This window comes from Myroides phaeus (assembly GCF_900099675.1).
Lineage (GTDB): Bacteria > Bacteroidota > Bacteroidia > Flavobacteriales > Flavobacteriaceae > Flavobacterium > Flavobacterium phaeum.
This window is the reverse complement of sequence record NZ_FNDQ01000022.1, coordinates 1-14319: the sequence shown is the minus strand read 5'-3', so window position 1 is coordinate 14319 and position 14319 is coordinate 1. Positions and strand designations below refer to the sequence as shown.

Here is a 14319-nt window from a genome sequence, read left to right as displayed (position 1 = left end):
TCTATTGACTATTCTAAAGTTTCATCTGTTGTATCTTCCATTGTATCCTCAGCGTTAATATCTAAAATGATATTTCCTTCTTCATCTAAGTTTACACCTTCAACCTCTTCGTCGTCTTCACGCATTACTTTACAAACAGCAGCAATTGAATCATTATCTTTGATATTAATCAATCTTACTCCTTGTGTAGCACGCCCCATAACTCTAAGATCAGATACTCTCATACGGATAGTTAAACCTGACTTATTAATAATCATCAAGTCGTCCATATCTGTTACAGAATTAATAGAAACTAACAAACCTGTTTTATCTGTGATATTCATTGTTTTCACACCTTTACCACCACGGTTTGTTTCTCTATACTCATCTAACGCAGAGCGTTTTCCGTATCCATTTTCTGAAACTACAAGAATTTCACTATCCAAGTCACTTACAGATACCATTCCGATTACCTCGTCTTTTTCATCTGCTAATGTAATACCACGAACTCCAGATGCTGTTCTACCCATCGGACGAGTTTTCTCTTCGTCAAAACGAACTAATTTACCTGATTTTAAAGCAAGTAATACTTTACTCTTACCATCAGTTAATTTAGCTTCTAATAGTTCATCATCTTCTTTAATCGTAATTGCATTAATACCATTTTGACGTGGACGAGAATATTGCTCTAAAGGAGTCTTTTTAACTTGACCTTGTTTAGTAGCCATAATCACAAAGTGATTGTTGATATACTCTTCGTCTTTTAAGTCCTGTGTACAGATAAATGCTTTTACTTTATCATCGTTCTCGATATTAATCAAGTTCTGAATAGCACGTCCTTTACTAGTTTTTGTACCTTCTGGAATTTCATAAACTCTCATCCAGTAACATTTTCCTTTCTGTGTAAAGAACAACATATATTGGTGGTTTGTAGCAACATACATATGCTCTAAGAAATCTTGATCTCTTGTTCCAGCAGATTTTTGTCCTACTCCTCCTCTATTTTGTGTTTTGTATTCTGATAACGGTGTTCTCTTAACATAACCAGCGTGAGAAATAGTAATTACCACTTGCTCATCAGCAATTAAGTCTGTGATACTTACATCTCCTCCTGCATACTCAATTACAGAACGACGTTCGTCACCAAATTTATCTTTTACTTCAATTAATTCTTCTTTAATCAAGTTCATTCTTAGCTCTTTACTTGCTAACAACTCTCTTAAATGATTAATTAACTTCATAATCTCATCATATTCAGCACGCAATTTGTCTTGCTCTAGTCCTGTTAATTGACGTAGACGCATTTCAACAATTGCTCTTGCTTGAATTTCAGATAAAGCAAAACGCTCAATTAATTTAGCTCTTGCTTCATCAGCATTACTTGAAGAACGAATTAATGCAATTACTTCATCAATGTTATCAGAAGCAATGATTAAACCTTCTAAAATATGTGCTCTCTCTTCCGCTTTTCTCAATTCGAACTGCGTACGACGAGTAACAACATCATGTCTATGTTCAACGAAATGATAGATTAATTCTTTTAAATCTAACATTTGTGGTCGCCCATTAACTAAAGCAATGTTATTTACACTGAAAGATGATTGCAATTGAGTGTATTTATAAAGCGTATTCAATACAATGTTAGGCACTGCATCGCGTTTTAAAACGTAAACAATACGCATACCGTTACGGTCAGACTCATCGCGAATAGTAGCAATCCCTTCAATCTTCTTATCATTAATAGCTTCAGCAGTTTTCTTAATCATTTCTGCTTTATTAACTTGATAAGGAATCTCAGTAACTACAATACTTTCTCTTCCATCAACTTCTTCAAAATTTGCCTTAGCACGCATTACAACACGCCCACGACCTGTTTTGAAAGCCTCTCGAACTCCTTCGTAACCATAAATAATACCTCCTGTTGGGAAATCCGGAGCTTTGATATAGTTCATTAACTCATCAATCTCAATATCGTTATTATCGATATAAGCTAATGTACCATCAATAACTTCCGTCAAGTTATGAGGGGCCATATTAGTAGCCATCCCTACTGCAATACCAGAAGCACCATTTACCAATAAGTTTGGAATACGTGTTGGCATTACTCTTGGCTCCTCTAAAGTGTCGTCAAAGTTTAATTGAAAGTCAACAGTTTCTTTGTCAATATCAGCAAGAATCTCTTCAGACATCTTCTTCATTCTTGCCTCTGTATAACGCATCGCCGCTGGACTATCGCCATCTACAGATCCAAAGTTACCTTGCCCATCAACAAGTAAATAACGCATACTCCAATCCTGAGCCATACGCACCATAGCGTCGTATACTGAGATATCTCCATGTGGGTGATATTTACCTAAAACTTCTCCAACAATTCTCGCAGATTTCTTATGAGCTCGATTAGACATTACGCCTAATTCATACATTCCAAATAATACTCTTCGATGAACAGGTTTTAAGCCATCTCTAACATCAGGAAGAGCTCTGGAAACAATAACTGACATCGAGTAATCGATATAGGCAGATTTCATTTGCTCCTCTATGTTAATAGGAATTAACTTTTCTCCTTCAGACATAAGTATATAAAATTAAAATTGTCAATTATTAAACGCGCTAATATACGTTTTTTATGGGTTTATACCACGTTTTTACCTAAGTATTTCATTTGATTTTTTAAGTTTTAAATTCATTTTCCCGAACAACTTATAACTATCAAATATTTTTTAAAAAACCTCCTAACAAGTTTTTTTATTAAGATTTTTTTTTGTCAATTAGCTATTGTCATGTTTAATTGCATAGGTACGCTTTTTGCACCTATCAAAAACAATTATTGATTATTCACCTAATTTATATTAAAAATGGACGATAATTTTTCACAAGAAGTAAAAGATGTGATTTCTTATAGTAAAGACGAGGCATTAAGACTTGGCCACGACTTTATTGGTACTGAACACTTATTACTTGGACTATTAAGAGTTGAGCATGGTGAAGCATCTAATATTTTACACAATTTAGATATAGATATAGATTTTCTACGACATAAAATAGAATCTTTAAACCCAGCATCTCCAAGTAAAGAGCTCTTAAACAACAAGGCGGCTCTTCATCTTACGAAACAAGCTGAACGTGCTCTTAGATTAACATACTTAGAAGTAAAACTATTTAAAAATGAAGAGATTAACACTGTTCATTTACTTCTTTGTATTCTTAAAAATAGCGATGATCCTTCTACACAAGTTTTAAACAAAATGAAAGTTGATTATGATGCTATTAAACAAGAGTATTTAAACTTTCAGGATGCAGATAAAACTGATTCTGATGACATCTTTGATTCTCCAAAAGCAGAAACCTTTGAAGATTCAGGACAAAATGACAGCAAAAACTCTGACAAAAACGACAGCTCAAATACAAAAACTGCTAAAAGAACTAAAACTCCTGTTTTAGATAATTTTGGCCGTGATTTAACTGAAATGGCCGAAAATGGGAAACTTGATCCTGTTGTTGGTCGTGATAAAGAGATTGAACGCGTTTCTCAAATCTTGAGTAGACGCAAGAAAAACAACCCTCTTTTAATCGGAGAACCTGGAGTAGGGAAATCAGCTATTGCTGAAGGACTTGCTTTACGCATTGTACAAAAGAAAGTTTCACGTATTCTATTTAACAAAAGAGTTGTTACACTAGACTTAGCAAGCTTAGTAGCTGGAACTAAATACAGAGGTCAGTTTGAGGAGCGTATGAAAGCTGTGATGAACGAACTTGAAAAGAATGACGATATTATTCTTTTCATTGATGAAATTCACACTATCGTTGGGGCTGGTGGTGCAACTGGTTCTCTTGACGCTTCTAACATGTTTAAACCCGCTCTTGCCAGAGGAGAAATCCAATGTGTGGGTGCAACTACATTAGACGAATTTAGACAACATATAGAAAAAGATGGTGCACTTGAACGTCGTTTCCAAAAAGTAATTGTTGAACCAACTTCTGTTGATGAAACAATTATTATTTTGAACAACATTAAAGATAAGTATGAAAGTCACCACAATGTTACTTACACTCCAGAAGCTATTGAGGCTTGTGTGAAGTTAACTAACAGATATATGAGTGATCGTTTCTTACCTGACAAGGCTATTGACGCTTTAGACGAAGTAGGTTCTCGTGTACATATTACTAACATAAACGTTCCTGAAAACATTGTTGAACTTGAGCAAAAACTTGAGCAAGTGAAAGATGAAAAGAACGAGATGGTTAAAAAGCAAAAATATGAAGAGGCAGCGCGTTTAAGAGATGACGAGAAAAAGTATGAAAAAGAACTTGAAATAGCTCAAGAAAACTGGGAAAGTGATGTTAAAAACAACCGCATTGTAGTTACTGAAGACGATGTCGCTGATGTTGTTTCAATGATGACAAGTATTCCTGTTAATAGAATTGCAGAAAAAGAGATAACTAAACTGGCTAATTTACCCCAGTTAATAAAAGGCAAAGTAATTGGACAAGACGAAGCGGTTGAAAAGATTGCTAAAGCCATTCAACGTAACAGAGCTGGATTAAAAGATCCTAACAGACCTATTGGTTCGTTTATTTTCTTAGGACAAACAGGTGTAGGAAAGACACAATTGGCGAAAGTTATAGCTAAAGAAATGTTTGACTCAGAAGATGCTCTAATCCGTATCGATATGAGTGAATACATGGAAAAATTTGCTGTTTCAAGATTAGTTGGAGCGCCTCCAGGATATGTAGGTTATGAAGAAGGTGGTCAGTTAACTGAAAAAATCAGAAGAAAACCTTATAGTGTTATTCTATTTGATGAAATTGAAAAAGCACATCCAGATATCTTTAATATGTTACTTCAAGTTCTTGATGATGGACATTTAACTGATAGTTTAGGACGTAAGGTTGATTTTAGAAATACGATCATCATTATGACTTCAAACATTGGAGCACGTCAATTAAAAGACTTCGGCCAAGGGGTTGGTTTTGGAACAACAGCTAAGAAAGAACAATCTGAGGCTCATTCTAAATCAATCATTGAAAATGCACTTAAAAAAGCATTCGCTCCTGAGTTTTTAAACCGTATTGATGATATTATTGTATTCAATGCACTTGAGAAAAAAGATATTGATTTAATCATTGATATCGAATTAGTGAAATTGTATGCAAGAATTGAAGATTTAGGCTACAAGATTACTTTAAGTACTGAAGCGAAAGACTTTATTGCTGATAAAGGTTTTGATAAGCAGTATGGTGCTAGACCTTTAAAAAGAGCTATTCAAAAATACATTGAAGACCCTCTTGCAGAAGATATCGTTAATTCTAAAATTGCCAATGGTGATTCAATAGAGATGGTTCTTAATGAAGATAAAACTCAACTTGAAATTAAAGTTAACTCTTCAGAGAGTACTTCTAAATAATAAGAAAAATCCCAACTAGTAACAAGTTGGGATTTTTTGTATACAACTAGTATAATAGACTTCATACTATCAATTTAAATTCAACACTTTTGATTGTGAATTTTAAACATCATAAAAAAAGGAGATACAGTGCTGTACCTCCTTTTTTATATAAAATGTCTAACTATTTACTCCTCTTATTTGCACGTTGTAAATGAATTAACTTCACATACTTCATATATGAAAAAAAAGCTTGAATCATAGCAATAGTCAATCCATCGATCCCATTTAAAAATCCCTTCTTAAAAAAGTAACATCTTATAAATGCAACCAAACCATTCAAAATTGGTTTCCCTCCATTGATGCGTTTTCCCTTGTCAAAAAGCTGTTGAGCATGCCAAGTTGAATACTGATTCTTTTTTGCTATAATTTGTTCATAAGAGCTCCATCCATAGTGTAAAATATGCACATTAACTTTGACTTCATTCGTAGTCAAAATTTTCTGATGAACCATATCATTTGAAGGTATAGCTGTCTGCTTATTAAAGAAACGAACTTTTGAGTCTGGATACCATCCAGAAAAATCAATCAACTTATTTCCTAAATAATTTTTAACTCTAAAACTGTAACTATCATATTTCTGAGACAAATACTTCCCTTCTAACACAAAAGATATTGCGTCTTTATCTAAATACTCATCAGCATCTAAGTTCATGATCCAGTCATTTTTACAAAACTGCAAACCATAAACTCTCTGAGGACCATCTCCTAAATATGCTTGTAAAAATACTTTTGCACCATTTTCTTTTGCAATTTCAACAGTACGATCCGAACTATTTGAATCAATTACAATTACTTCATCACATACCTGAAACAATTCCTTTACGCATTTTCCGATATTTTTCTCTTCATTAAAAGTAATTACCAATCCACTAATTGCCATACTTGAATCCTATTTATAATAAAGTTGTAAATATAATACATAAACCGTTCTTAATTAAAAATAATTATTTGCTATTTTTTTCATTCACATATAAAAGCATTATATTTAAAATACTACATTCGCATTAGAATTATTATATATGTTAGACAAAGTTATTGTTGGTAGTGAAGAATGGTGTTCTTTTTCTACCTTAAATATCCCCGCTATTAAAGCAAGAGTGGATTCAGGTGCTAAAACATCAGCTTTACACGCTGTAAATATTACACCTTTTGAAAAAGATGGAGAAAAGTGGGTTAAGTTTGATGTTAATCCTCTTCAGCATAATGGTAAAACTATCATTCACTGTGAAGCTAAGGTTATAGACAAAAGAATTGTCAAGAGTTCAAGTGGTACAAGAGAATCTCGCTTTGTAATTAAGACAGAAATCTCTATTGTTGATAACTCTTGGGAAATTGAATTGACTCTTACGAATAGAGATTCAATGGGATATCGTATGCTATTAGGACGTGAAGCAATGGGGGGTCGTGTACTTGTAGATCCAGAACAACACTTCTTATTAGGGCAACCTACTACTGAAAAATTAGAAGAATATTATACGAAACCTAAAACAGAGAAAAAAGGTTTGCGTATCGGTTTATTAGCAAGTAACCCTGAACTATATAGCAATAAACGAATTATAGAAGCAGGGGAATTAAGAGGACACGAAATGCACTTCTTAAATCTAAAGTATTGCTATATGAAATTAGATGCTAATCAACCCGAAATTCATTATAGAGGTGGACGTATTTTAAATGATTTTGATGCAGTAATTCCACGTATTAGACCGAGTATGACTTACTATGGTTGTGCACTTACGAGACATTTTGAATCGTTAAAAGTATATAGTTTAAACAATGCTGCTGCAATTGCACAATCACGTGATAAGTTATTCTCGCTTCAATTATTATTAAACAACGGAATTGATATTCCTACTACGGGATTTGCTAACTCACCATTGGATACTAACGACTTAATTAAAATGGTTGGGGGTAGTCCACTTATTGTTAAGTTATTAGAAGGTACTCAAGGAAAAGGAGTAGTACTAGCAGAAACTAAAAAAGCAGCAGAAAGTGTGATTAATGCTTTTAAAAGCTTAAATGCTAATATTCTTGTTCAAGAGTTTATCAAAGAAGCAAATGGAAAAGATATCAGATGTTTTGTAATCGATGGTAAAGTTGTTGCTGCAATTCAGCGTGAAGCTGTTCCTGGTGAATTTAGAGCGAATATACACTTAGGTGGTACTGCATCTGTTATTAAAGTAACTCCTGAAGAGAAAAAAATAGCTATTAAAGCTGCTAAAGCGATGAACTTAAAAGTAGCTGGTGTAGACATTATCCGATCGGCAAAAGGACCTCTTTTATTAGAAGTTAACTCATCTCCTGGTTTAGAAGGAATTGAAGGAGCTACAAATAAAGATATTGCATCAGAAATGATTAAAGCGATTGAGAAACAAGTAAAATGGTAAAGTGGTGGCAATTGCTGCCACTTTCTGTTTAGACTAAAAATTAAATAATATGAACCCATCTATATCTGGTTGGATAAAGAAGTACTTCGAAAAACACGACAGTTTTAATATCTTCCAAAGCAACGATTACGAACAAGTAAGTCAATCTATTAGAACAATAGGATTTAGTTTTGGCGCTATAGATATAAACGAACTCCCTCCTGCTTTCCAAAACTTTAAATACACACAAGAAGAACTTGCTAAAGTGTGTTATTTACAACTATTAGAAAAAGTGTATTGCATTAAATACCCTAAAAGTAATCATGATGATTTCATTGCTAAGTTGATTTCCTTTTATCAACTTCTCATTCCTCACAAAGACAATATTTTTACTTCATTTTTCAGCAATAAAAACCCTTATACTCAATTAGAAAGTATTTTTACCCTTAGAATGAAAGATCATTTCTTTTCACAATCAAAAAACAATGATTTTGTTTTAAATATGATTTTACTTTCTATTGATATTTTAGCTTTTGAAGCTTTTGTAAATAAAAATTCTAATCCTAATATTTATAGTAGCTACATGGCAGAAAGCCTTACTACTATTATCACTCTTTTTAAAGAACAAAAAGAGGCGAGAAATGATGCAGATAATAAGCTCATTAATTTCTTACAAAAAACAATGAATACGGCTACTATAGAGGAAAGACAAAGATACCCTTCTCCTTTAGAAGTAAACTTTATATCAGACTTTGTTATTTGTAATTCGTGGAATAACGATACGAAAAAATTAATTATACCTTCTTACATTAGAGAATTGTATATATCATTTACTGATAAAGAGGAAGAATTAGAAAAAAGTAAAAGCTATTTTTTAGAATATTTAGCCAAAAGAAATAATGACTACTATTATTTAAAATCAAGTAACTTATTTGACAATGTTGTAGAAAACTCATCAAGCTATATCAAAACTTTACTAATAAGAAATAAAGATAGAATTGTGAAAGAGTTTCAAAAAAACACACAGCTTACAAAACTTGTAATGGACTCTACACATAGAGATTTGAGTACAGAAGAGAAAAAAATGGTCAAAAAACAAACGATTGAAATTATTAAAACCATTCCTTCTCTTGCTATATTCTTATTACCCGGAGGTACTATACTACTACCGATAATATTAAAATTTATACCTTCATTATTGCCTTCATCTTTCAATGAAAATTTAGACGATAATTAGATTTTTTTAAAACGAAGTTGATATACTTCATCTAAGTCCTGATTATTAGTTACATTAACCTCTAAATCAGTAACATACCCTGAGTTAAGTCCATAAACCCAACCGTGTATACTTAACTCTTGTTTTCTAGCCCATGCAGCTTGTACAATAGACGTTTTTGCAAGATCATAAACTTGCTCGTGAACATTTAGTTCTACAAAACGATTAAAACGAACTGTTTCATCTTCGATTTGATCTAACTCTACATTATGCAAGCGATAAACCGTTTTTATATGACGAATCCAGTTGTCTAACAATCCGTAAGATTCGTTCTTCATTGCTGCTAATACTCCACCACATCCGTAGTGACCACAAACAATGATGTTCTTAACCTTCAAAATATTGACGGCATAATCGAGTACACTTAACATATTCATATCTGAGTGAATAACCATATTTGCAATATTTCTATGCACAAATACATCACCTGGCTCTGCACCTATTATCTCATTAGCGGGAACCCTGCTATCAGAACATCCAATCCATAATAATGGAGGTGTTTGACGTTCACAAAGCCTCTTGAAATAATTGGGATTTGAGGAAAGTTTTTCTTCCACCCAAGCTTTATTATTATCAAGAATCTTTTTATAAAACTCGTTATGCTTCAAAATTATATAATTACTTATTGATAAACATTTCTTTTACAAAATCAACCTCTCCAGTTTCAACCTTATAAAAAGCGCCTACAATACCTATCTCTCCACCATCATACATATCTTTCAATACTGAACTTTTGTTCAAAATATGGTCAATTGTGTACTCTACATTATGAAAAGCAACTAAATCAACAGCCTCTTTAGATTTAATATCTTTCTCTGGATGTGTTTCTTTTACATGCGTAATTGAAGGTTCTACTTTAGCTAACAAATCAGTTAAATGTCCTAATTTAGTTCCATTACACGCTCCAGTAATTGCGCCACAATGAGAATGTCCTAAAACAACTATCAATTTAGAACCGGCTAACTTACAAGCAAACTCCATCGATCCAATGATATCGTCATTTAATACGTTTCCAGCAATTCTTGTACTAAAAATATCACCAAGCCCTTGATCAAATATTAACTCTGCAGAAGTACGACTATCAATACAACTTAAAATTATAGCAAAAGGAAACTGATTTCCCTTTGTGTCGTTAACTTGCTCTAATAAATTACTATGTGCTTTAAGATTAGCGACAAACCTTTTATTTCCTTCTTTCAAAAAATCTAACGCCAACTCAGGTGTCAATGACTTTTGGTCTTCTATGTTATGTAATCTCATGAATTCTGATTTTAAGTATATAAATACGTGGGCAAATGTAGCAAAAAATCCACCCTTAAATATGATACTGATAATTTTTATTGGTATTTTTAAGGATTAATCAAATAAAACACCCAATTAATAACTTTAACTCAATTCTACTTTCAAGGTTAACTAAATATAACATTGTTATTTTTTCGATTATGACAATATAGTAATCGTTAACATAAATATAAATATCAAAAATATTTGCTTTGATTATAAAATAGTTAATACATTTGCAACACAAAATAACAGGAGGAAGAATTTGTACTGATTGCAACCTCGGTAAAAAATGCTAAAGCAGAATCTTATACTTTCCCTTTAGCCATTTCCTCTATTTTTAAATTCATAAAAAATAAAACATTATGGCTTATTACTTCACATCTGAGTCTGTAAGTGAAGGACATCCAGATAAAATTGCAGATCAAATTTCTGATGCATTAATTGACAACTTTTTAGCTTTTGACGAAGATTCGAAAGTAGCGTGTGAAACATTAGTGACTACTGGTCAAGTAGTTCTTGCTGGAGAAGTAAAATCAAAAACATATTTAGACGTGCAACAAATCGCTCGTGATGTAATCAAACGCATTGGTTACACGAAAAGTGAATATATGTTCGAGGCTAATTCTTGTGGTATCTTATCTGCTATTCACGAACAATCTGCTGATATCAATCAAGGGGTAGATCGTGGAAACAAAGAAGACCAAGGAGCTGGTGACCAAGGAATGATGTTTGGTTACGCTACGAAAGAGACAGAAGATTATATGCCATTGGCCTTAGATTTGTCTCACAAATTACTACAAGAGCTTGCAGCTATTCGTAGAGAAAATACAGAAGTTACTTATTTAAGACCTGATGCTAAAAGTCAGATTACTCTTGAATATGATGATAACAACAATCCAGTTCGTATTGTAACAATTGTACTTTCAACGCAACATGATGACTTCATCAAACCTGAAAACGATACTTTAGAAGCTAAATTACAAGCTGAAAAAGAAATGCAAGCTAAGATTGAAAAAGATATCAAAGAAATCTTAATCCCTCGTATTTTAGCTAAATACCCTCAATACCAATACTTGTTTGAGAATGCTGAAGAAATTGAGCACTTAATCAATCCAACTGGTGTATTCGTTATTGGAGGTCCTCACGGAGATACAGGATTAACTGGTAGAAAAATCATTGTAGATACATATGGTGGTAAAGGTGCTCACGGTGGTGGTGCATTCTCTGGAAAAGATCCAAGTAAAGTTGACCGTAGTGCTGCTTACGCAACAAGACACATTGCTAAAAACTTAGTTGCTGCTGGTGTAGCTGATGAAGTTTTAGTACAAGTTTCTTACGCAATCGGTGTTGCTAAACCGACTGGATTATATATTAATACATATGGTACAAGTAATGTAAACTTAACAGATGGTGAAATTGCTCAAAAAGTAAGTGAACTATTTGACTTAAGACCTTACTTTATTGAAAAAAACTTAAAATTAAGAAACCCTATCTATAGTGAAACTGCTGCTTACGGACATATGGGACGTAAACCACAAGTAGTACAAAAAGTTTTCACAAGACCTGGTGGAGAAACTAAAGAAATTGAAGTTGAATTATTCACTTGGGAAAAATTAGACAGAGTTGAAGATATCAAAAATAAATTCAATCTATAATACCACAAAAAAGAGTTGCTTTATGCAACTCTTTTTTTAATACTTATTGATATATAATAAAATAACAAAAGGGATGTAGTACAATGTATTACATCCCTTTTACCTTCTTATAAATAAGACTTTAAATAATAAGCTAAGCCTTAATATTATCTAAACTTTCAAATTCTGAATTCTGTGATTTAAACTCAGGAACAATAGATTTTAATTGCTTAACCAAACTCAAAGCATTTACATGCTCTTCTCCATGCTCTACATTTGTACACAATGTTTCTAAAGCTCCTTTCACAAATACTAAATCCTGATTACTAACTTTAGCAATCATAATCTTATCGTGATGTGTTTTAACAGTGTTCTCGTTATTTGCTAACAATTCCTCAAAAATCTTCTCACCTGGACGTAAACCTGTAATTTTAATATCTATATCATCTGGATAACTGTACCCACTTAATCGAATCATACGTTTTGCTAAATCAAAAATCTTCATTGACTGTCCCATATCAAACACAAAGATTTCTCCTCCTTGCCCCATTACTGATGCCTCTAATACTAATTGACACGCTTCAGGAATCGTCATAAAATATCTAGTGATATCAGGGTGTGTCACTGTTAAAGGACCTCCCGCCTCTATTTGTCGTTTAAACAATGGAATAACAGATCCATTTGATCCTAAAACGTTACCAAAACGAGTAACGATAAAACTTGTCTTACCATTATCTCTTAAACACGTTACATATAATTCGGCGGCACGTTTTGTAGCCCCCATAACATTTGTAGGGTTAACAGCCTTATCAGTAGAAACCATTACAAACTTTGTAACTCCATACTTTACAGACAAATCTGCTATAACCTTTGTACCTTTTATATTGGTGTGAATAGCTTCATATGGATAAGCCTCCATCAAAGGAACATGCTTATAAGCAGCAGCATGATAAACCATATCAGGTTTATACATCTCAAAAATACTATCCATCTTTTGCTCATCTCTGATATTTCCAACAATATAGGTAATGTGGTCTCTTTTATTCGACTCCATAGTTTGTTGAACATCATACAAAGGAGATTCAGCATGATCAATAAGAATCAACTTATCAAAATTCAACTGTGCAATCTGCCTTGCAATCTCACTACCAATAGATCCAGCAGCCCCTGTAATAACAACTACCTTCCCAGTAATCTCATTAGCTACAACAGGATTATCTAAACGAATTGCTTTACGTCCTAACAAATCGTCGATCTTTAATTCCTTAATTTGCTTATTAGTATAAGCACCATTTAACCAATCTGTAGCTGGTGGGATAATTTTTAATTTGACAGGTAACTTTTCTAAAACCTCAGAAATCGCATTTAAGCGTTCACGATTAATATTCTGAATCGAAATAATAATTTCATCTATTCTATGCGACGTTACAAAGTTCTCATCAATAGTATTTGGAGCATAAACCTTATACCCTCCTATCCTATTACCAACCTTTCCATTATTATCATCAATAAATCCTACAATTTGAGTTCTAACTTTAGTATCAGATTGTAACGCACCAACTGTAATAATACCAGAATCACCTGCACCATAAATCATTACTCGTTTATGATTTCTAACATCTAAAATATAAGTTCTATAAAACTGACTATAAAATAACCTTGCTAAAATCATCATTGCTGACGTCAATGATAAATGAAGTAAAATAAATGAATAAGAGTATCTTAAAAAATCTTCCAAATCAGTTCCAAACAGACCATTTCGCTGTAATGAACTTGTAATTGTTAATAATATGGAAGCAAATAAACAAGACAAAAATATAGTTTCAATATCCTTAATACTTGTTTGCCTAATTACACCTTTAAAAGGTTTGAAAAATATAAAACTAATTATATAACAAAATAATACAACTGGAATTCTCAATAGCATAATATCAATAGAGAAATTTCCAAAAAAATTAGTTAAGAAAAGGCTTGATACAAAATAAGTAAATATTACAATTAATAAATCAATGGTAAAAATAATTCCCCTTGGTGTATCCCTTTTCAACTGTCTCTTCAGAGCATTTTTCATAGTAATTTAATCCTTAAAAAGTGTAGTTAACTTTAACATACAAATATAAAGTTAAAAATTCGATTGATTTTGAAATTCACTATAAAAAACAGCATTTTCACCCAATAATAGCGTGTTAAAATACTTTCTTTAAAGTATTATTCAAACAATACAGGATATAATTTAAACTCCTTCAGTTTAGAGCAAAAAAAATCCCCAACCTCATAGAGATTGGGGATTCAAAAGAAAGGCGGCGTCATACTCTCCCACTGCTTAGCAGTACCAT

The 14319-nt window shown here is 32.6% G+C and carries 9 protein-coding genes; 4 read left to right on the top strand and 5 right to left on the bottom strand.

Annotation, left to right across the window (positions count from 1 at the left end; translation table 11 throughout):
• Positions 1-8 precede the first annotated feature (8 nt).
• On the bottom strand, positions 9-2552 hold the full coding sequence (gene gyrA, locus BLT46_RS10550; RefSeq protein ID WP_090410011.1) for a DNA gyrase subunit A: 2544 nt from the start codon (positions 2550-2552) through the stop codon (positions 9-11).
• 282 nt (positions 2553-2834) lie between these two features.
• Between gyrA and BLT46_RS10545 the strand changes: the two genes are divergently transcribed.
• On the top strand, positions 2835-5384 hold the full coding sequence (locus tag BLT46_RS10545) for an ATP-dependent Clp protease ATP-binding subunit (RefSeq protein ID WP_090410009.1): 2550 nt from the start codon (positions 2835-2837) through the stop codon (positions 5382-5384).
• A 163-nt stretch (positions 5385-5547) separates the two neighbouring features.
• Here BLT46_RS10545 and BLT46_RS10540 read toward each other — a convergent pair whose 3' ends face one another.
• Positions 5548-6306 carry a glycosyltransferase family 2 protein gene (locus BLT46_RS10540; RefSeq protein WP_090410006.1) on the bottom strand — a complete coding sequence of 253 codons (759 nt, stop codon included), beginning with the start codon at positions 6304-6306 and terminating at the stop codon, positions 5548-5550.
• A 139-nt stretch (positions 6307-6445) separates the two neighbouring features.
• Between BLT46_RS10540 and rimK the strand changes: the two genes are divergently transcribed.
• Both rimK and BLT46_RS10530 read left to right on the top strand, forming a co-directional pair.
• A complete protein-coding gene (rimK, locus tag BLT46_RS10535; RefSeq protein WP_090410004.1) occupies positions 6446-7810 on the top strand; it encodes a 30S ribosomal protein S6--L-glutamate ligase in 1365 nt (454 codons plus the stop codon).
• Positions 7811-7859: 49 nt separating this feature from the next.
• Positions 7860-9026 (top strand): LETM1-related biofilm-associated protein, encoded by a 1167-nt coding sequence (locus BLT46_RS10530; protein WP_090410002.1) that lies wholly within the window; start codon positions 7860-7862, stop codon positions 9024-9026.
• Here the strand turns inward: BLT46_RS10530 and can are convergent.
• Both can and BLT46_RS10520 read right to left on the bottom strand, forming a co-directional pair.
• Positions 9023-9673 (bottom strand): carbonate dehydratase, encoded by a 651-nt coding sequence (can, locus tag BLT46_RS10525; RefSeq protein ID WP_090410000.1) that lies wholly within the window; start codon positions 9671-9673, stop codon positions 9023-9025. The genes BLT46_RS10530 and can overlap by 4 nt on opposite strands.
• A gap of 10 nt (positions 9674-9683) precedes the next feature.
• Complete coding sequence (locus BLT46_RS10520) at positions 9684-10325, bottom strand: carbonic anhydrase family protein (protein ID WP_090409998.1); 642 nt, start codon at positions 10323-10325, stop codon at positions 9684-9686.
• Between the two features lie 386 nt (positions 10326-10711).
• On the opposite strand from BLT46_RS10520, the gene metK reads away from it, so the two are divergent.
• The gene (metK, locus tag BLT46_RS10515) at positions 10712-12004 is read left to right on the top strand and encodes a methionine adenosyltransferase (protein WP_090409995.1); all 1293 of its coding nucleotides are present in this window, start codon (positions 10712-10714) and stop codon (positions 12002-12004) included.
• A gap of 133 nt (positions 12005-12137) precedes the next feature.
• Here metK and BLT46_RS10510 read toward each other — a convergent pair whose 3' ends face one another.
• Positions 12138-14054, bottom strand: coding sequence for a polysaccharide biosynthesis protein (locus BLT46_RS10510; RefSeq protein ID WP_090409993.1), 1917 nt, complete (start codon positions 14052-14054; stop codon positions 12138-12140).
• Between the last annotated feature and the right edge of the window lie 265 nt (positions 14055-14319).

Excerpts from the sequence above, each read along its gene's own strand:
- gyrA (WP_090410011.1), bottom strand. The coding sequence starts at position 2,552 with ATGTCTGAAGGAGAAAAGTTAATTCCTATTAACATAGAGGAGCAAATG.
- BLT46_RS10545 (WP_090410009.1), top strand. The coding sequence starts at position 2,835 with ATGGACGATAATTTTTCACAAGAAGTAAAAGATGTGATTTCTTATAGT.
- BLT46_RS10540 (WP_090410006.1), bottom strand. The coding sequence starts at position 6,306 with ATGGCAATTAGTGGATTGGTAATTACTTTTAATGAAGAGAAAAATATC.
- rimK (WP_090410004.1), top strand. The coding sequence starts at position 6,446 with ATGTTAGACAAAGTTATTGTTGGTAGTGAAGAATGGTGTTCTTTTTCT.
- BLT46_RS10530 (WP_090410002.1), top strand. The coding sequence starts at position 7,860 with ATGAACCCATCTATATCTGGTTGGATAAAGAAGTACTTCGAAAAACAC.
- BLT46_RS10520 (WP_090409998.1), bottom strand. The coding sequence starts at position 10,325 with ATGAGATTACATAACATAGAAGACCAAAAGTCATTGACACCTGAGTTG.
- metK (WP_090409995.1), top strand. The coding sequence starts at position 10,712 with ATGGCTTATTACTTCACATCTGAGTCTGTAAGTGAAGGACATCCAGAT.
- BLT46_RS10510 (WP_090409993.1), bottom strand. The coding sequence starts at position 14,054 with ATGAAAAATGCTCTGAAGAGACAGTTGAAAAGGGATACACCAAGGGGA.